Annotated in this window: 12 protein-coding genes; 2 read left to right on the top strand and 10 right to left on the bottom strand. The window is 73.5% G+C overall.

The genetic code is table 11. The features are described 5' to 3' along the window. Positions 1-53 precede the first annotated feature (53 nt). Together ACZ4TV_RS30905 and lanKC are read right to left on the bottom strand one after the other, a co-directional pair. Positions 54-188, bottom strand: a complete 135-nt coding sequence (locus ACZ4TV_RS30905) for a SapB/AmfS family lanthipeptide (RefSeq protein WP_468138453.1) — start codon at positions 186-188, stop codon at positions 54-56. Further along, positions 185-2,821: a class III lanthionine synthetase LanKC gene (gene lanKC, locus ACZ4TV_RS30900; protein WP_468138452.1), complete on the bottom strand. Its 2,637-nt coding sequence runs from the start codon at positions 2,819-2,821 to the stop codon at positions 185-187. The genes ACZ4TV_RS30905 and lanKC overlap by 4 nt, the downstream gene beginning before the upstream one ends. A gap of 253 nt (positions 2,822-3,074) precedes the next feature. Here lanKC and ACZ4TV_RS30895 point away from each other — a divergent pair, with 253 nt between their 5' ends. Continuing rightward, positions 3,075-4,016 (top strand): YihY/virulence factor BrkB family protein, encoded by a 942-nt coding sequence (locus tag ACZ4TV_RS30895; protein WP_468138451.1) that lies wholly within the window; start codon positions 3,075-3,077, stop codon positions 4,014-4,016. On the opposite strand, the gene ACZ4TV_RS30890 is transcribed toward ACZ4TV_RS30895, so the two are convergent. From ACZ4TV_RS30890 to ACZ4TV_RS30870, 5 genes are all read right to left on the bottom strand, one after another. Continuing rightward, on the bottom strand, positions 3,985-5,712 hold the full coding sequence (locus ACZ4TV_RS30890) for a thiamine pyrophosphate-dependent enzyme (RefSeq protein ID WP_468138450.1): 1,728 nt from the start codon (positions 5,710-5,712) through the stop codon (positions 3,985-3,987). The two genes, ACZ4TV_RS30895 and ACZ4TV_RS30890, sit on opposite strands and share 32 nt — an antisense overlap. An 88-nt stretch (positions 5,713-5,800) precedes the next feature. Then, on the bottom strand, positions 5,801-6,766 hold the full coding sequence (locus ACZ4TV_RS30885; RefSeq protein WP_468138449.1) for an LLM class F420-dependent oxidoreductase: 966 nt from the start codon (positions 6,764-6,766) through the stop codon (positions 5,801-5,803). A 157-nt stretch (positions 6,767-6,923) separates the two neighbouring features. Beyond that, on the bottom strand, positions 6,924-8,138 hold the full coding sequence (locus ACZ4TV_RS30880) for a S8 family peptidase (RefSeq protein WP_468138447.1): 1,215 nt from the start codon (positions 8,136-8,138) through the stop codon (positions 6,924-6,926). Positions 8,139-8,436: 298 nt separating this feature from the next. After that, on the bottom strand, positions 8,437-8,829 hold the full coding sequence (locus ACZ4TV_RS30875) for a hypothetical protein (protein WP_468138446.1): 393 nt from the start codon (positions 8,827-8,829) through the stop codon (positions 8,437-8,439). A gap of 132 nt (positions 8,830-8,961) precedes the next feature. Next, the gene (locus ACZ4TV_RS30870; protein WP_468138445.1) at positions 8,962-10,665 is read right to left on the bottom strand and encodes an alpha/beta hydrolase; all 1,704 of its coding nucleotides are present in this window, start codon (positions 10,663-10,665) and stop codon (positions 8,962-8,964) included. A 297-nt stretch (positions 10,666-10,962) separates the two neighbouring features. Between ACZ4TV_RS30870 and ACZ4TV_RS30865 the strand changes: the two genes are divergently transcribed. After that, entirely contained in the window at positions 10,963-11,433 is a 471-nt protein-coding gene (locus ACZ4TV_RS30865) for a flavodoxin family protein (RefSeq protein ID WP_468138444.1), read from the top strand. A gap of 337 nt (positions 11,434-11,770) precedes the next feature. Here ACZ4TV_RS30865 and ACZ4TV_RS30860 read toward each other — a convergent pair whose 3' ends face one another. The 3 genes from ACZ4TV_RS30860 to ACZ4TV_RS30850 are packed head-to-tail and all read right to left on the bottom strand — an operon-like array spanning position 11,771 to position 18,983. Next, positions 11,771-12,742: an ABC transporter ATP-binding protein gene (locus ACZ4TV_RS30860; protein ID WP_468138443.1), complete on the bottom strand. Its 972-nt coding sequence runs from the start codon at positions 12,740-12,742 to the stop codon at positions 11,771-11,773. Continuing rightward, positions 12,739-15,654, bottom strand: coding sequence for a hypothetical protein (locus tag ACZ4TV_RS30855; protein WP_468138442.1), 2,916 nt, complete (start codon positions 15,652-15,654; stop codon positions 12,739-12,741). Before ACZ4TV_RS30855 ends, ACZ4TV_RS30860 begins: the two co-directional genes overlap by 4 nt. Continuing rightward, on the bottom strand, positions 15,651-18,983 hold the full coding sequence (locus tag ACZ4TV_RS30850; RefSeq protein WP_468138441.1) for an FtsX-like permease family protein: 3,333 nt from the start codon (positions 18,981-18,983) through the stop codon (positions 15,651-15,653). Before ACZ4TV_RS30850 ends, ACZ4TV_RS30855 begins: the two co-directional genes overlap by 4 nt. Positions 18,984-19,053 lie beyond the last annotated feature (70 nt).

The following is a 19,053-nucleotide window of genomic DNA, read 5'->3' as shown; positions in this document are numbered from 1 at the left end:
GGGACGGGGTGCGGGCCCGGACGGCGAACCGCCCGGGCCCGAGGTGACCCGAGTCAGTTACAGGTCGTGATGCTCAGGCTGCTGTCACCGCAGAGCAGCAGGCTGGCCCGGCTGCCGCCGCCGGTCATCGCGACCTCCGCGGTCTCTTCCTCGGGGGTCTCCATCGACTGCAGGTCAAGAAGCGTCATGTCAGGTTCCTCTTCTTCTCTTGAGTGGTGCGATGGGTCACGGCCCCGGTCGGGACCGGCTCGGGGGCCGCCGCGGTGTCGCGCAGCGGCGGGAGGAACGGCAGGTGCGCGCGCCCGCCGGGCGCCGCGCTGCCGAGGGCGAGGAGAGCGCCGGCCGTGCCCGTGGCGAGGTCCATGGACAGCCGCATCATCTGCTCGCCTGGGAAGGCCAGATGCCCCTGGTACGGCACGGCGTGCCGGGCCAGTGCGTCGATCTGGCGGGCGATGGCGTCGGATCCGGTGCCGGGGCCCGGCGTGGTGGTACGGGCCAGGTAGAGGATCATCCCGGCGGCGCCGCGCATCAGCCCGGGCTGGGCGTAGAAGGTCGCCTGCGCCGCCCGTACGATCTCGCGCCGGGCCTGTGCGAAGCGCTCGTCCGGACCGTGCTCCAGCCAGTCGTCGAGCACCATGCCGATGCCGACGCTGCCCTCGCCGAGGTACGGCATGGTGCGCCAGCCCTCGTTCACCTGGAGGGTGCCGAACGCGCTGGTGACGCAGCGGTCGAGGTCGCGGTGGAGCGCATGGGCTGCCTGGGTCAGCAGTTCCTTGTCGCCGGTGCGCTCGTACAGCCGCACGAAGAGCAGGGCGGGGCCGGAGTCGCCGTACAGCAGTCCCGCGCGGGTGGGCCGCTGCTCGGGGCGGGCGAGCAGTTCGGCGCAGCGCAGGGCCGCGGTGTGCAGCTCACTTTCGCCGCTCGCGGTGCCGAGGGCGTCCAGGGCCAGGCCGATGCCGGCGAGTCCGCTGTGCAGGTCGGGGCCCGTGCTTTCCCAGGGCTGGTGCAGCAGTTGGTCGGCGAGGGCGAGAGCACGGCCGTGGTGTCCGAGCCGGTGCAGTGTCCACGCGGTGCCGGCCAGGCCGTCGTAGAAGCCCAGCGCGGTGCCGGAGAGGGGTTCCTCGGTCCGGTCGAGCAGCCATTCCTCGGCCTCGGGCCAGGGTTCGCCGCCGGTCTCGGCGAGGGCGTGGAGCACTCCGGCGATGCCGTAGCCGAAGCCGATGCCTCCGCCGGCGGTCGCGAACTGGGCGATGTCGCCGGGGACGAGGCGGTCCTCGCGGTCCGGGGTGGCGCTCGCGCGCAGCGCCGCGGTCATCGACGTACGGGCGGCCGGCCAATCCCGCGGTTCGACGGGCAGGTATGGCCCGCCCGGTTCGGGCGGGCGGCCGCCCGGCGCCTCGTGCGGAACGCCGGAGAGGATCTCGTCGACGGCCTCGTCGAGGAACCATCGCGGTACGGGGAACTGCTCGGCGGCGACGGCGGCCAGATGTGCGGCCTTGGCCCGGTCCAGGACGAGCAGGCTGGTCAGCGGGAGGAACAGGGCGAGCCGCAGGCAGGCGAGGGCGTAGCGGTCGACGGAGAACCCGCGCCGCTCGGCCGGGGCGACGAAGGCCGGGTTGGCCACGGTCTGCCGCAGCCCCTCGTCGACGTGCGCGGCCGCTTCGAAGTCCAGCAGTGCGACGGAGGGTTCGCCCGTCTCGTCCTGCGCCACCATGATGTTGAAGAGGTGGAGGTCGTTGAAGACCACGCCGCGGGCGTGCACGGCGTCGACGGCCTCCGTGACCCGCCGGTGGATCGTGAGGGCCCACTCGGTGTACGCGGCGAGCTCCGCCGGGTCGGGATCCGCCTCGATCAGCGGGTGGCGGCGGGCGAAGTAGGTGTTGAGCGGTTTGCCCGCGAGGTGTTCCAGCACCAGGAAGTGGTGGTCTCCGACGGTGAACGCGTCGCGGACCGCCGGGACGCAGTCCAGGCCCGTCAGCCGTTCCAGTGCGGCCCGTTCGCGGTGCAGCCGGGTCACGGCGTCGGCGCCGTCGGCGGCGAGGCCGGCGTACGGCCGGGCCTCCTTGAGGACCACGGGCTCGCCGGTGCGGCTGTCCTTGCCGAGGTAGACGCCGCCTCCGTTGGAGAAGTGCAGCGCCCGTTCGACCGTGTAGGGGATGCCGGTCAGGGTGACCGCGGAGCGCGCCGTTAGGTGCGGCTTCACGAAGGCGGGCAGGTCGAGCCACTCGGGCGGCTGGAAGGCCGGTCCGCGCCGGTCCGGTACGAGCCGCCCGTCGGGGGTCTCGATGGCCGGTACCAGTTCGCCGTGCTCGTCGTAGCAGTGCCGCAGGGTGAAGCTGCCGTAGCGCAGGTGGACCGGTCCGGCGCCCCAGCGCAGATCGCTGAGGATGTACGGGCCGGCCGCCCCCGCCAGCGCGGCGTCGAGGTCCTCCGCGATCCGGCGGCACTGCTGCTCGTCGGCCGGGTAGACGGTGATGAACTTCCCGCTCGCCGCGCGGTCGGCGTACTTGGCGTTGCGCAGGTGCAGCAGGTACCGGCTCGGTATGAACTTGAAGGCGATGCGTCGGGCGGTGCAGTAGTCGTACACCGTCGTCAGCAGCGGCTCGGCGTTGTCGAGCGTGGCCGAGACGTGGATCTTCCAGCCCTGCACGGGCAGTTCGGCGCCGGCGGGACGCAGGGCGAGCCAGTCGCCGCTCCGGTGCGAGCGCCATCCCGGCGGGACGGGGGCGAGGGCGGCCGGGTAGCTCTCGCCGGCGCGCCGGTACGGCGCGTCGTAGAACCAGCGGTCGGCGTCGCAGAAGGCGGCGTACCCCTTGTTCACACCTGCTCCCTCGGTCGGCGGCAGACCCGACCGTGTCACGCCGGGCGGAGGCGGCGACAGTCACCTCTGTCACCGGTGGGATGTGCAGTACTCACGAGTCACGAGACTTTGGCCGCGGCCTTGGACGGGCCGGCACCCGCGCACCGCTGACGGCCCATCAGGGCGGGCCTGCCATCCGCAGTCCGGCACCGGTGTGCCCGTACGCGGGAGCTCACGGGCGCATGCGAAGGGCCCTGTGGGGCACGCGCACGGCGTGAGCGACATTCCCCGCACCGCGCCCCGTCGAGCCGGTCCACCCGCCGCCGCCCTCGTGGCGCGCACCCGCGCCGAGCTGCGGCGTACGGCCGTCCGCGTCTGGACCGACCACCTCGCCGACCACGCGGCCGCCCTCACCTACTACGCCGTACTGGCGCTCCTGCCCGCGCTCGTCATCGCGGTCTCCCTCGTCGGGCTGCTGGGCGAGGCGACGAGGAGCCGGCTGATCACCGAGCTGACCTCGTACGCACCCCCGCAGTCGGCGCAGGTGCTGCGCGAGGCGCTCGCCGGCCTCTCGGCAGAGCAGTCCTCGGTATGGGCCCTGCTGATCGGCGGTTCTCTGAGCGCGCTGTGGTCGGCGTGCAGTTACCTGGCGGTGTTCCGCCGTGCCCTGCACACGATGCACCGGGTGCCCGACACGCGGCCTCCGCTCCGTGCGGCCCACACCCTGGTCGTCAACGCCGTGCTGCTGCTGATCCTCCTCGTCGTCGGCGCGGCGGGACTGGTCGCGTCCGGGCCACCGGCCCGATGGGTCGCACGGGCCGTCGGCGGCGGCAGCCCGGACGGCATCGCGCTCCTGCGCTGGCCCGTACTGCTGGTGGTCGTCACCCTCCTGGTGCTGGTCCTCTTCCGTACCGGACCGGCCCGGGTCCGGGGCACCCGCCGGGGCCTGCCCGGCGGCGTACTGTCGGCCCTGCTCTGGCTGGCCGCCTCGGGGCTCTTCACGCTCTACACGGAGCTGGACACGTACGGCCGGCTCTACGGCTCGCTGGCCGGCGTCGTCGTCTTCGTCGTCTGGCTCTGGTTCGCCAATCTGGCCCTGCTCACCGGGGCCCAGTTCAACGCCGAACGGGCACGGGGGCCGGCGGCCCGACGGAGGGCCGCAGGTGCGCCGCGCGGGCGTCCGGTCAGCCTTGTCCGCTCGGAAGGATCTCCTTGACCTTGGCGATGGCGAAGCCCCACTCCTGGCTCACCGTCGGCTTCGCGGGCACGGCCACCTCATCGGGATTGGTCACGACGTCCAGCACGACCGGGCCCGGCGTCTGCAACGCCCTGCGCACGCTGTCGTGGAGGTCGGCCGGGTCGGTGACGCGGATGCCGGTGAGGCCGAGTGCGGTGGCGACCGCGGCGAAGTCGGGGTTGTCGAGTTCCGTTCCGAACTCGGGCAGGCCGCCCTGTTCCTGTTCGAGTTTGACCATGCCCAAGCGGTGGTTGTCGAAGACGACGAGCTTCACCGGCAGCTGGTACGTCTTGATCGTCATGAGGTCGCCCAGCAGCATGCTCAGGCCGCCGTCACCGCAGAAGGCGACGATCTGGCGCTCGGGCGCCCAGAGCTGTGCTCCAAGGGCCTGGGGCATGGCGTTCGCCATCGACCCGAGGTTGTACGAACCGATGAGGCGCCGGCTGCCGCGCATGGTGACGAAGCGGGAGAGCCAGACCGTGGCCATGCCGGTGTCGGAGGTGAAGACCGCGTCCTCGGCGGCGTACGTGTCCACTGCGGCGGCCAGGGCTTCGGGCCGGATGGCGCGGTCCCGGTTGTCCAGGACCGCCCTCAGCTTGCCGAGCAAGCGGCGCTCGTGGGCGGGGTCGGCCAGCCGCTGCTGCCCCTCCTGCCAGTGCGCGAACCGGTCCCGCGCGTCCTCCAGGTGGGCCCGGTCCGGTGCCTCCTTCAGGAGCGGCAGCAGGGCCCGCAGCGTTGCCCCCACGTCCCCGGTCAGGCCCACGTCCACGGGGACCCGGCGGCCCAGGTTCTCCTCGCGGGTGTCGATCTGGACCACCTTGCAGTCCTTCGGGTACCAGTCGCGGTAGGGGAAGTCGGTGCCCAGCATGAGAAGTGCGTCGCCGTGGTCGAGGGCGTGGGAGGCCGCGGGATTGCCGATCAGTCCGGTCTGGCCCACCTGGAAGGCGTTGTCGTCCTCGAAACCCTCCTTGGCCTTGAGGGTGAGCACCATGGGAGCGGCGAGCAGTTCCGCCGTACGGAGCACTTCGGTACGGGCGTCGCGCGCTCCGCGGCCGACGAGCAGGGTGACGCGGGAGGCGGCGTTCAGGAGTTCGGCGGCCTCGGCGAGGGCCGGGTCGTCCGGGCGCGTGAGGGGGCGGTCGAGGGCGAAGCGCGCGGGACGGTCGTCGCTCAGTTCCTGGTCACCCAGGTCGCCGGGCACGCTCAGGACGGCCACGCCGCTGAGGCTGACGGCAGCGCGTACGGCGGACTCCAGCATCCTCGGCATCTGGTTCGGTGAGGTGACGGTGGCACGGTAGACGGCCACGTCACGGAAGAGCAGGTCGTTGTCGACTTCCTGGAAGTAGTCGCTGCCGATCTCGGCGAGCGGGACCTGGCCGCAGATCGCGAGGACGGGGGTGCGGCTCTTGGCGGCGTCGTAGAGACCATTGAGGAGGTGTACGGAGCCCGGTCCCACGGTGCCCATGCACACCCCGAGGGTGCCCGAGAGCTGGGACTGCGCCCCGGCGGCGAAGGCCGCGGCCTCCTCGTGCCGACAGCCGATCCAGTCCAGGCCGTCGGTGGTGCGGATCGCGTCGGTCAGGGGGTTCAAGGCATCTCCGACGACTCCGAAGACGTGCTGGACGCCCAGTTCCTTGAGTGCGTCGACGATCACATGGGCGACGGTACGTGCCACAGGGGTGCCCTTCGGTCCGGTCGCGGCTCCCTCGGTGTGGGTGCCGGGTTCAGTCGTGAAGTTCCTCGCGGTATCGACGGGTGGCCGTTCACAGGTTGCGCAGGGCGGGCAGCAGTTTGGCCTCGGCCCACTCCAGGAAGGGTTGCTGCTGGCCGCCGCCGACCTGGACGAGGGCGACCTCGGTGAATCCCGCCTCCGCGTACGGGCGTACCGCGTCGACGAAGGCGTCCACGTCGTCGCCGCACGGGATGGCCTCGGCGACGTCCTCGGGCCGGGTGCGTTCCGAGGCTTGTTCGAAGCTCGCGGGGCCGGGGAGTTCGGCGTTGACCCGCCAGCCGCCGAGCGCCCAGCGGAACTGGTCGTGCGCGCGGGCCACCGCGGCGTCGCGGTCGGTGTCGTAGCAGACGGGGAGCTGACCGACGCGCGGTTTGCCGGCGCCGCCGTGGGCGTCGAACTCCTGCAGGAGCTCCCGTTCCGGCTCGGTGGCGATCACCAGGTCGCCGTGCCGGCCGGCGAGCTCGCAGGAGCGGGGCCCGGAGACGGCGATGCCGATCGGGGGCGGCTGGTCGGGCAGGTCCCAGAGCCGGGCGTTCTCGACGTCGAAGTGGACACCGTGGTGGCTGACGCTCTCCCCCGTGAACATGCGCCGGATGATGTCGACGGCCTCCTCCAGCATGTCCAGGCGCACGTGGGCGGCCGGCCAGCCGGCCCCGACGATGTGTTCGTTCAGGTTCTCGCCGGAGCCCAGGCCCAGACGGAACCGGCCCTCGGACAGGATCTGCATCGTCGCCGCCTTCTGCGCGACGACCGCCGGGTGGTAGCGGAAGGTCGGGCAGGTCACGTACGTCATGAGCGGGATCCGGGAGGTGGCCTGCGCGGCGGCGCCCAGGACGCTCCAGGCGTAGGGGGCGTGGCCCTGTGACGTCAGCCAGGGGAAGGAGTGGTCGGAGATGACGGAGAAGTCGAATCCCGCCTTCTCCGCACCCACCACGTGGGACACCAGCTCTCGTGGTCCGGCCTGCTCGGTCATCATCGTGTACCCGATTCGCACCATACGGGGCGCTTTGCCGCGATCACGTCCCGCGAAACCCTCCGAGGAGCAGAAGCCCCCCTACGGCCCAGCAACGGTGGGGCCGGACTGACTGGGAACGCCGGGGCCGCCGCACCCCCCTTAGGTGCGACGGCCCCGGCGCGTTCGCGGGCGGCTCCGCTTACTGCGCGGACACCTTCAGTAGCTTGTTCGGGGTTCCGCTGCTCGGGTTGGTGATCTTCCCCGGGGTCGCCCCCGTGGTCAGGGCCTGTGCGATCTGCGAGGGCGACGCGTCCTTGTGGGCAGCCAGATAGAGGGCCGCCGCCCCGACCACATGCGGGGTCGCCATCGAGGTGCCGGAGATGGTCTTCGTGCCGCTGTCACTGTCGTTCCAGGCGGAGGTGATGTCCGAGCCGGGCGCGTAGAGGTCCACGATCGAGCCGAAGTTGGAGAAGGAGGACTGGGAGTCGTCGGCTGCGCTGGAGGCCACCGTGATGGCCTCCGGGACCCGCGAGGGCGAGCCCTGCCCGGCGTCGGAGGACTCGTTGCCCGCCGCGACGCCGAAGGTGACTCCGGCGGCTATGGACCGGCGCACCGCCTCGTCGAGCGCCTCGTCGGCGCCGCCGCCGAGGCTCATGTTGGCCACCGAAGGTCCGGTGTGGTTCTTCGTGACCCAGTCGATGCCCGCCACGACCTGCTCGGTGGTGCCCGACCCGTTGTCGTCGAGTACCCGGACGGCAACGACCTTGGCCTTCTTGGCCACCCCGTGGGAGGTGCCCGCGATGGTCCCGGCGACGTGCGTGCCGTGCCCGTTGCCGTCGTCGGCGGTCTGGTCGTTGTCCACGGCATCGAAGCCGTGCGCGGCCCGGCCACCGAAGTCCTTGTGGCTGATCCGTACGCCGGTGTCGATGACGTACGCCGTGACGCCCTCGCCGCCCGCGTCGGGGTACGTGTACTTCTTGTCCCCCGAGGTCGCCGTCTGGTCGATGCGGTCGAGGCCCCAGGACGGGGGGTTGTCCTGGGTGGTGTTGATGGAGAACTTCTTGTTCTGGACGACCTTGCCCACGGCCGGGTCGGCGGCGAGGCGCTTGGCCGCGGTCTCCGAAAGCCCGGATGCGGAGAAGCCGTTGACCGCGGACGTATAGGTGCGCTTCAGCTCGCCGCCGTACTTCTTGGCGAGTGCCTGCTTGTCGGCGTCCTTGTCGAGTATGACGATGTAGCTGCCGCTGAGCGCACCGGGTGCGCCGAGCCCGTACACCGTTCCCTCGGCCGGAGTGTTCGCACCGGCGAGAGGGGACAACAGCATGCAGACACCGGTTGCAGTGGCGACTCCCGTGGCCACTGCAAGGACCCGGAAGCCGCGCGAACGGGTGCGTGCGTGCTTGTGAGTTGACATGGAGAGAGTGCTCCTCGTGTTGACGTGTGGGGCGTCAAAGCGTGTTGCGCAACCCCTCTGGAGCCGAAAGATCTCCGGGGGTACAGCTCGAAACCCTGACCGATTACCGGAGTTGATTCAAGGCCGCCCCGCGCGTCAGCCTTATTCAACAAGGTTTCTTAAAGAGACCTCCTCGCCAGCCCCTCCGGATGACCACACTCTTCGAACCATCCACACATACGCGTTACCTTCCGATGCACTCGCGAACACACGCCTGAAACACAGGGGTTCGCTGCCGAAAAAACGGTCCCCCGAACGGTTACCCGCCCTGGTGGCCGGACATCAGGAGGGCGATCTCCCGCGCCACCGCGCCGCGCTCCTCCTGGCGCCCCATGAGCGTCAACTGCTGCTCGTAGCGGTGCAGAGCGCCGACGAGCAGCCGCACCCTTTCGGCCTCCATCGCGTGCATGCGACGCGCTGCGGCGACCGCCTCGGCCCGCAGGGCCAGCGCTATCGCGGGCTCGTCGGCGAAGTCCTGACGGCTGTATTCGTACAACGCGACTGTCAGCAGGGGCAGATACGCCAGCGGGCTCACCTGGGCGAGCACGCGGTAGGCGGCGACCTGCTGTCGGACCGTCAGCGCCTGGGAGCCGAGGAGGGCCACGCGGGCCCGGAGTACCGCGTCGTGATTGATGTGCGCCGTGTGAGTCATGACGTTGATTCTGAAAGCCGCACAGGGGCCCGAACAAGGGCATTTGCCTGTGCCCTTGGTCCTACGAAAAGGCCCTCTGACCTGTCATGATGGATACGTCATCACCCCTGCGCCCGCCGCCCGGCGGGCGGGTCAGGTGCACCGGGTTCCCCTGGCGGGGAGCCGCCCCTCGATGAGGTAGGCGTCGACCGCGTCATCGACGCACGAGCTGCCGATGTTGTACGCGCCGTGGCCGTCGCCTTCATGGGTCAACAGCACACCGGAGTCCAGCTGCCCGGCCAGTCCCTCGGCCTCCGCGTACGGGGTGGCCGGGTCCCGGGTGGTGCCCACCACCAGGATCGGGGGCGTCCCCGGGGCGGTGACCTCGTGGGGTGTGCCGACCGGCTCGACCGGCCAGTCCGCACAGCCCAGCCCGCTCCACGCCAACCACTCCCCGAAGACGGAGGAGGCCCGGCGGAAGGAGGGCAGCTGGGCTCGGACCTGTTCGGGCGAGGTCAGGGCCGGGGGGAGGTCCAGGCAGAGGACGGCGGTGAGCGCCTCCGAGTAGTTGTCGGCGTACGGCATGGCGATGAGCGCCGGCATGTCCGCCCCGTTGCCCGCCAGCGCCTCCCGTAGGGCTGCCTCCAGCCGGGGCCAGGCGTGCTTGCTGTAGAGCGCGTCCGAAATGGCCAGCAGGGCGGTGTCCTTGTCGAGGGTGCCCTGCTCACCTGCGGGCAGTGGCGTACGGTCCAGGCGCGTCAGCAGTTCGGCGAGGCGTTGCCGGGCCCCCGGAACATCAGTGCCCAGCGGGCAGTCGGGCCGGCCGGCGCAGTCGGCCAGGAACGCGTCCAACGCCCGCTGGAAGCCCGCCGCCTGGCCGCGCAGGGAATCGAGCGCGTTGCGCCTGGGGTCGACGGCGGCGTTGAGGACCAGCCGGCCGACCCGGTCGGGGAACCGCTCGGCGTAGAGGGCACCCAGGTAGGTGCCGTACGACAGGCCCAGGTAGTGCAGGTGCGCGTCCCCGAGGACCGCACGCAGCACGTCCATGTCACGAGCGGTCTCGATGGTCGAGACATGGGCCAGCCGCTCACCGGAATCCGCCTGGCAGGAGGCGGCGAAGTCCTTCTGGGAGGCGACGTAACGATCGACCTCGGCTGGATCGTCGGGTGTCACGTCGACCACGGCGGAATCGGCCGACGGTGCGGCGGACCGGCAGTGGATCGGCGCGCTCTGCCCCACCCCGCGGGGGTCGAAGCCCACGAGGTCGAACCGGGACCGCAGCCGGTTGGTGAAGTGTTCGTTCGCATGGTCCTGCACGGCGAGGAGGCCGGATTCGCCTGGTCCTCCCGGGTTGAACAGCAGCGAGCCGGTCCGGTGGGCCGGGTCGGTCGCCGGTCTGCGGACGAGGGCCAGCCGGATGGTTCGTGCGCCCGGGTCGGCGTAGTCCAGCGGCACCGTCAGCCGGCCGCACTGGGCACCGCGTCCGCACTCCTTCCAGGCGATGGTCTGGGTGTAGAAGGGGCGCAGCCCTGCCGGTACGGAGGCGGGGATGCTCGCCGCGTTGCCCTGCGAATGGGCCACGGGCTTCTCGGAACGCACGTACGGGACCAGCAGGAGCGCGCCGACGACGAGTACGACCAGGACGAGCACGACGGCCACCCACAGACCACGCCGCCGGTGGCGGCGGTGCGGTCCCTGGCGCAGGCTGCCGGCGGCAAAGTCGAGGAGGGCCGCCGGCCAGATCAGGGCCCGGCCCCAGGCCCGCCTCAGCATGGTCGTCCGGCGGGGGGCGGGCTCGGGGCGGGTGGGACGTACGGGGGGTTCGCTTCCGGAAGGTTCCGGGGCCTGGGCGTCCATGGTCGTCCACCAGCCTCCAGGTGGCCGTGGCAGACCGCCCCACCTCGGGCGGAGGCCCAGGTCGCGGCGGGGCGCCGTCCTGGGCAGGCTCCGCCAAGGGCGATCCTAAGTTCGAGTCGGAACCCGCGCACCTTGGCCGTCGCGGCCAACGGCCGCACGGGCGACATGTCGTGCGGCCGAGCCGTGGCGATCGCTTCGTCGACCGGTACGGCGTGGCCGCCGTCACACTCGCGTGGTGTCACATCCGGCGCCGCTGCGCTGTCCTCGCTACGGAACCGAGAGAAGGGATCCGTCAGGATGAACGCCGTCATCGTGTGCGTCTCCGTGTCGCACGGCAATACGCGCCGTGTCGCCGACACCATGGCCCGGGTACTGGGCGCGAAGGTCGTCTCCCCCGAGGAGGCCGACCCGGAGGAGCTGGCCTGCGCCGACCTCGTGGGGTTCGGCGCGGGCGTCTTCCACAGCAGGCTCCATCCGCGCCTGACCGACTACGTCAAGGGACTTGCCCCGAGGCGGGGACGAGCCTTCGTGTTCGCCACCAGCGGGCTCCCCGAGGTACCGCTGGCGCCTTTCACGCGCCCCCTGGTCCAGCTCCTCGAAGGCAAGGGCTTCGAGGTGGACGGGAGCTTCTCGTGCCGGGCGTTCGACACCTGGACGCCCTTCAAGCTCGTCGGCGGCATCAACAAGCAGCGGCCGAACGTCGGGGACCTGACCGCGGCGCGGGCGTTCGCCGCGCGGCTGCGGGACGGACGAGGGCCGGTGTCCTGACCGTGCCGCTGCCCGGCCGTTCGAAGGTACGCTCCCGGGCTCCTGCGTCGCGATGCGGCGGAAGGCAGGGAAGCCACGGAAGCCAGAGGAGGTCCTCGTACGCGTGGCCGGGATCCCCGATAGCGTCGAGGCGCCGCGAGCCCGTCCTGATCGGAAGCCACCCCGGACGGGGCCTAGGCCGTCTCTTTCGGATCTTGTCGGTCGAGCCCGCGTTGTCCGGTGCCGTGCATCGCAAGGCGGAGGGGCGCCCGTGTACTGGACGTACTCGGTCGCCCCGACAACGCGGCGAGGTGCGGTGCCGGGCAGCGAGGGCCCGGCAAGATCCGAAAGAGACGACCTAGCTCCGGTCCGGGCGGAGTTCGATGCGGTCCGGGGCCAGGTCGACCGCCACGCGGTGTTCCATGCCCAGGGCCTCCAGGAACTTCGGGGGGAGCTGGACGCGTCCGGAGCGGTCCAGGACGACGTACTCGCGTTCGCTGATCGATTCCTCGCCGTGCTCGTCGGTGACCAGGCGGCGCAGCACCTCGCTGCTGGTGCGGCCGTCACGGATCGCCACCGTGCGGCGGACCTCGCCCGCCACCATGGGGTCGTGCGTCACGATGACCACCGTCACGCCGAGCTCCTTGTTCACCGTGCGGAAGGTCTCGAAGACCGCCGCGGCCGTCTCCGAGTCCAGTTCGCCCGTGGGTTCGTCGGCCAGCAGCACCCTGGGGTCGTTCGCCATCGCCACGGCGATCGCGACGCGCTGCTGCTGGCCGCCGGACAGTTCCGCCGGGCGCCGGTGCGCCAGGTCGCCGATCCCCAGGGCGTCCAGGACCTCCGCGACCCGGGCGGCGCGGCGCGCGCCCGCGCCGCGCCGGGAGCCACCGCCACCGCCGCCGCCGCCCTTCAACTGCATCGGCAGGGCGACATTCTGGGCGGCTGTCAGGAACGGGAGCAGGTTGCGGGCCGTCTGCTGGAAGACGAACCCGACCGCTTCGCGCCGGTAGCGCAGCCGGTCCCGCGCCGACAGCTCCAGCAGGTCGTATCCGGCGACCGCCGCGCTGCCCGCCGTCGGGACGTCCAGGCCCGCCAGGATGTTCAGGAGGGTGGACTTGCCGCTGCCGGAGGCGCCTACGAGGGCCACCAGATCGCCCTGGGCGACCGTCAGCTCCAGTCCCTGGAGGGCCTGCACCTCGATGCCGTCCGTGCTGAAGATCCGGACCAGGCGGTCGCAGGCGATCGCGGCGTCCGCCGCCGGGGTGCGGGGTTCCGCGGCGGCCGTCGCCCGGCGGCGCAGCTCCTCGTACGTCGGCTGGTCGGTGTTCAACGCTGGTCTCCCGCTCTCAACTCGTGGGTGATCTGCCGTCGCCCGGACGTCGCCGCCTCGACGAGCACGGCGGCGGCGACCAGGACGGCCAGGCCCAGGGCCTGGGTCAGTACGGGTCCCGGCGTGAGCCGTACACCGGTCGGCACGTTCGCGCCGACCAGCGTGGACAGGTCCATCGCCGGGCCCAGCAACGCCACCGCGGCCGCCGCCACCAGGGCCCCGCCCAGCGCCGCGGCCAGGGTCTGCGGCAGGGTCTCGGCGAGGATCAGCGCCACGCCCTGCCGGCGGCGCAGCCCCATGGTGCGCAGCCGGGCCAGCAGCGCCGCACGTTCGGGGACGGTCCGCATCAGCGTCAGGAGTACGGCCAGCAGCGCGAATCCGGCCGCTGCGGCTACGGAGGCCCAGAAGAGGCGCTGCGCCGACCGCTGCAGCGGATCGGCGCCCAGCTCGGCGACGGCCTCGGCGCTGGTGCGCACGGGATACACCGCGTCGGCCGGGTGCACCCGGGAGGCCGGATCCTGCCCCGTGGCGGGCGCCGGAGCCGCGGCGGCGGACGCCGCCGGGAGCGCGGCCCGGACCAGCGCGCGCAGCCGGTCCGCGTCGGGGGAGCCGAGGCCGGACCACTGGTTCGGGTGGTCGACGCCGCCGATGAGGGCCGTCGCGGGGCCCGACGGCAGGACGACGGTCGCGGCGCCCGCAGCCGGCCGGGCCGGGGTGCAGTCGATCACTCCGGTGACCCGTGCCCGCAGCTCTCCACCGTTGCCGGGCCGCAGTACGTAGGTACCCGCGGCGGCCTGCCGTGCCAGGGCGGCGCTGAAGAGCGCGGGCACCGGGGCATCGGCGGACGCGCCGCCGGCGGCCAGCAGGGCGGGGTCGAAGGAGCCGCAGCCGAGGGCACGGGAAAGCTCCGCGTACGCGGCCGGCTCGGCGACGATCACCGTGACCTGGGTGGAGCCCTGGGCGGTGCCGAGGACGGAGGAGTCGTCGTCGATCCACAGCGGCACGGACGTCCGTACGCCCGGCAGTTCGCCCGCGGCCTTCGCGAGCCCGGCCGGGAGCGGCGAGTTCCCGTACGTGGAGATCGCCGCGTCACCCCCGACCTTCAGCCGGGCCACCCCCAGCCGGGCCGAGTCCACCGACTCCAGGACGGCGGCCCCGAATCCCCCGGTGGTGATGGCGAGCAGCAGCGCGACCATCGGCAGGACGGAAGGACCGCTCCGGCCACGGGTGTGCGTCCCGGTGCCCCGGGCCCCCGAGCCGCGGGCGGCCCGCGCCAGCCCCAGGAAGCCGACCAGCCCGCGGCGGCGGCCGGCCGCCCGTGCGAGCCACCCGGTCACCACCGGCTGGAGCCGGGCCAACAGCAGCGCCCCGCACAGCGCGAGCAGCAGTGGAGCCGCGACCAGCAGTGGGTCCGGGTCGCTGCCGGCCGGGGCGACCCCGCGGCGGCGGACCTCCAGCACGGCCGCGCCGGTCGCGGTCAGGACGAGCAGCTCGGCCACGGGCCTGCGCCACCGCCCGGCCGGGCGCGGCGGGGAGAGCAGCACGGCCGCCCGTACCGGGAAGGCCAGCAGCGCGAGCAGTGCGACGGCCGCGGCCGAGAGCAGCGCGGGTGCGAGCCGGGGCGTGGGCAACAGGAGTACGGCGAGCGCGGCGGCGGCCGCGGCCGCCGGGAGCACCGTGACGGCGCCTTCGCCGAGGAGCCGGCCGACGATGGCGGCGCGCGAGCCGCCCCGCGCCAGCAGCAGCCGCAGTTCGGCGTCCCGGCGGTCCCCGGCGAGCGCGCCGGCCAGGCACAGGACGACGAAGGCGACCCCGCCGACCCCGGCGGGTCCGATCGCGGCGAGCGGCGCCGCGGCCTGTCTGCGGGCGCGGGCCTGCTCGAACAGCTCGGGCAGCCAGGAGGTGGTCCGCAGCCGCTCGCGGTGGGTCTCCCGGGCGACGGTGGCGGCGGTGGGCCCGGCGACGTACGAGGCGATCTCCTGCGTCGTGGCGTCGAGCCGGTCGGCCCGCAGGCGGCCGACGTCCACCGGAAGCCGCCAGAAGTCCTCGGCGGTGCGGCCCCAGGTGTCCATCCGGTCGAGGTCCCCGGCTCCGATCAAGGCGTCGGCGTCCCAGGAGAGGTTCTCTCCGTTGTAGTGCTCGCAGGCACGGACGAGGCATCCCATGTCCACCCAGACGTCATCGGTCTCGTCGCGGACCGCGTAGAGACCGACGACCTCCACGGAGGGCGTGCCCTCGACCAGGGGCGTGCTCTTCAGGACGGATCCGAGGCGGGCGCCGAGGGTCTCGGCGACGCGCTGCGAGAGAGCGATCTGCAGGGGCGCCCAGCCCGCGGCGGCGTCTTCGGGGGCACCCGCGGGCGCTTGGCCGGCGGGCGCGGCGGGTGTGCTGCTCGGCCAGCGCCCCTCCACCAGCTGCACGTGCGCCTGCGCCTGCCGGACGTACAGCAGGGACAACCGGGGCGGGAAGCCGGACGGGCGGGACAGTTCGGGATTCAGCAGCGGCTGCCGCTTGGTGGTCCGCGTGCCGTGGACCACCGTGTCCGGGTCGACGTGGAAGGTGTTCCCGGTACGGGCGAGCAGGCTGTTCAGCGTCCCGTCCAGGCGTTGGGGGCTCTGCCCGTCCTCCGGGGCCGGCGCGGTCACCAGCAGGCTGGTGCTGCTCGGCCCGCTGCGGTGCAGGAAGGCCCTCAGGGCCTGGTCGGCGCCCCGGTCCTGGGCCAGTGGCAGCGCGGCGGCCAGCAGGACGGCGACGAACGCGAGCGCGGCACCGAGCGCGGTGCCCAGCGGCGCCGCCCGCAAACGGGTCCTGACCCACGGCGCGGGCCGCGGGGTGGCAGCGGCGGACGGCGGGGTGGCGGCGGACGGGGCGGCGGACTGCGGCGGGGTGGCGGACGGCGGCGGGGTGGTCACATCTCCTCCACGGGGCGCAGCCGGGCGGCGATGTCGCGGCCCCCCGGGCCGCTGAGCACGGCCGACAGCAGCGGAACGGCCGCGATGGCGGCGGCTGTGAGCAGGGTCGGCCAAAACGGCATGTCCACCCGTACGGGCGGGAACGGCCGCCCGGCGGTGGGTGTCAGCACGATCAGGGGCGCCATCAGATGGACGAGGGCGACGCCCAGCCCGGTCCCGACCGCGGTCCCGATGGCGATCAGCACCCCGCCCTCGGCGGCGGACGCCCGGGCCAGCGACCGGCGCGGCGTGCCGAGGGCGAGCAGGACCGAGAACTCCCGTCCGCGCACGCGCCGTTCGGCGGCTGTGGAGGTCGCGAAGCCGATCGCCGCCAGGACCGCGCACGCGGCGGCGAGGGCGGCCAGCGCGCTCTGCGGGCCGGCGCTCAGCGGGTCGCCCAACAGGCGCGCGCTGATCTCCTCGCGCAGGTGGACGCGTTCGGTCCTGGTCCCTTCGCGCAGCGCGGCCGCCGCGCGGGCCGGGATCGGGTCGCCGGCCGAGGCTGCGGGCAGCCACCACTCGGTGGGCGGGGGCGGCTGCTGACCGGAGGACTCCAGCAGGAACCGGCCGAGCGTGCGCAGGTCGACGGCGAGCGCCGCCCGTCCGACCACGGGCAGGGAGTCCACGGCGGCGGTGATCCGTATCGGGGCGGTCGCGCCGTCCAGCGTGACGGGAACCGTCTCGCCGACGGAGGCGCCTATGGACCGCAGGTAGGGGGTGGTGGCGACCGCCGGAACCTGGGCGGCGGGCGGCTCGGTGGGCGTCGGGAACAGCACGGCGCTGACACCCTTGTCCGTGCCGGACCCGCCCCAGTAGCGCAGCCGCAGCACGTCCGGTGAACCGGCCGGGACCGGGGACAGTTCGGGGGCCCGCAGGGAGCGGGGCCCCTGTGGGGGCGCCGACTGCCAGCCGCCCCTGCCCGCGGGGGCGGGTGCGGCGACCGTGGCGGCGCCGCCGTCCACGGTGTCGGAGACGGCGATCCGGCGCAGGGTCAGCTCGCTGCCGTCGCCCCCGGGGCCGCCGTCCCCTGCGTACGAGAGGCGTACGCCCGCCAGCGTCAGCGGGGCTGCGACCGAACCGACGGGGGGACCGGTCAGTGTGTCCAGGAGGAAGGGGAGGGTGGCGTCGCCGCTGGTGGGCAGCGTGACCGACGGCGTCCCGTGGGTCACCCCGAACCGGTCGCGCACCAGCAGGCTCACGGCTGCCCAGCTCGTACCGGTGGACCGTACCGTCACGTCGAGGTCGATCCGGCGCGGGGAGCCGGACAGGACGACACCGGGGCCCTCCGCGGCGGCGGTCGCACCTGCGGCGTCCGCGTCGCCCGCGGCGAGCGGGGCGAGCGGGGCGAGCGGGGCGAACAGGTCCCGCATCCGGTGGCCGCCGCGCAGGTCCGCGCGCAGCGGTACCCGTTCGCCCACCTTGGCGGCGTCCAGCGCGACGAGCTCGGTGACGCCCCCGCCCGGCAGCTGCTGCTCCCGGCGGACCACCGGACTCAGGCGGTCCCCGCCCGGCAGTGCCCCGTAGCGTCCGCCCTGCCCCATCGGGGGCATGCTGCTCGCGGAGAGCCGCAGGCCGCCCGCAGTCGCGAAGTCGGCCTGGTCGCGCTGGGACGCGGACCAGGCGGTGTGCTGACCGAGGGCCAGGATCCCGCTGGAGACGGCGAGTACGAGCAGCAGCACGGGCCCGGTGGCCCGGCCGGGCCGTCGGGCGAGCTGCCAGCCGAACAGGGCCGGGCCCAGGCTCCGGCCGCGCGCCGCCAGCCGTCCCCCGGCCCGCGCCGCGAACGGCAGCAGCCGCAGGACCAGGAGCGTGCCCCCGCACAGGGCCAGGGCCGGAGCGGCGACCAGGACCGGGTCCACGCCGAGCCCGCCGCCGAGCCCGCCGCCGGCGGGGCCGTCGGCCGCGGGAGCGTCCGAACCCCCGTACTGCGACAGCTGCTGGTAGCCGAGGACGGCGAGGACCACCACGGCCAGGTCCACGCCGGAGCGGGCGGCGCCCGTCACCAGGGCCTGCCTGCTGCCCACGCGGCGCAGTACGGCGGCCGAGGCGCCGCGCAGGACGGAGGGCAGGGTCGTCAGCAGGACACAGGCCAGGGCGCAGCCGGCCGCGACCGGCCAGACCAGCCAGGTGTCCGGGATCTCCAGGTCGACCCGCCCGAGCGGTCCGAACCGGCCGAACAGGCGCAGCAGGGGCGGTGTGAGCAACGGTGCCAGGACGGCGGCGGGCAGGGCGAGCAGCAGCGACTCGGTCGCGCCCAGCGCGCCGAGGCGCCGGCGGGAGGCACCGCGCGCGGTGAGCAGGACTCGCTCCGGCTCCTGGCGGACGGTCAGGATGTGGGAGACGAGCAGCAGCGCGGCGGTCGAGAGGACGGCGAGCTGGAGCGCGCCCATGAGGAGGGTGGACCGGGCGACGAGCATGCCGGAGTCCAACTCGGCCAGCAGTCGGGGCAGTTCGGTGGTGGCCCGGAGCGAGGTGGTGCGCTCGAGGGAGTCCCCCGCGGGGTCCGTCGCGGTCCGGACGGCCTCGGCCTCGGACGTGCGGATCGTACGCAGGTCCGGTGTCAGCAGCGTGAGGCGGTAGTTCTGCAGGAGGCCGCCTGTCGTGAAGGCGCTGTCGTCCACCAGGAGCGGGCCGTAGGTGGCGAAGGCGCCGGCCTGGATCTCCCGGCCGCCGAGCGGGTCGAGCCGCCAGTACGCGGCGTCCGGATCGGCGGCCCGGTACACGCCGGTGACCAGCACGGTCAGCGGAGGTCCGCCGAACCGGTCGTCCAGCCGGACGGGTGCGGGCAGCGCGGACTCGGCCAGGCCGAGCCGTGTCAGCGCCGCGCGCGGCACGGCCACCTGCGCCGGTGCCGTCGGGGCGCCGGGCCCGGCGGCGGCGACCGGCCCCGGCCACTGGCCGGCGAGCAGTTCCACGTGCTCCCGGCCGAGCGCGGCGAGCAGGGTCAGGTCGGCGTCGCGGCCCGAAACGGCAGCGCCGGGAAGTCCGTACGAACGGCTGCGGGCCACGCTCTCGGAGGCCACCGGAAGCCGCCCGAACACCTCGTCCGCGAAGGTGCGGACGGACTCGTCGTCCTCGGCGCGGGAGGAGGCGGGATGGCCACTGGTGATCACGACGGTGGTCCGGGGCTGTTCCGGGCCGGTCAGGGCCCGTCGAAGCCCCTCCTCCCCCACGCCACGGGTGAATGCCGTCAGCGCGGTCAGAGCGGTCGCGGTGATCAGTACGGTGAGCAGTACGGCGACGGCGAGCGGCCATCGCCCGCGCAGTCGGCGCACGACGAAGCCGAGCACGTGTGCAGTTCCTCCCCCGCCCGGACCCTCGGTACCGGATAGCGGACGATGCTGTCAGATATGAGCCATA

Source organism: Streptomyces sp. NPDC028910 (assembly GCF_055564955.1).
This window is presented reverse-complemented; position numbering and strand designations above follow the sequence as displayed.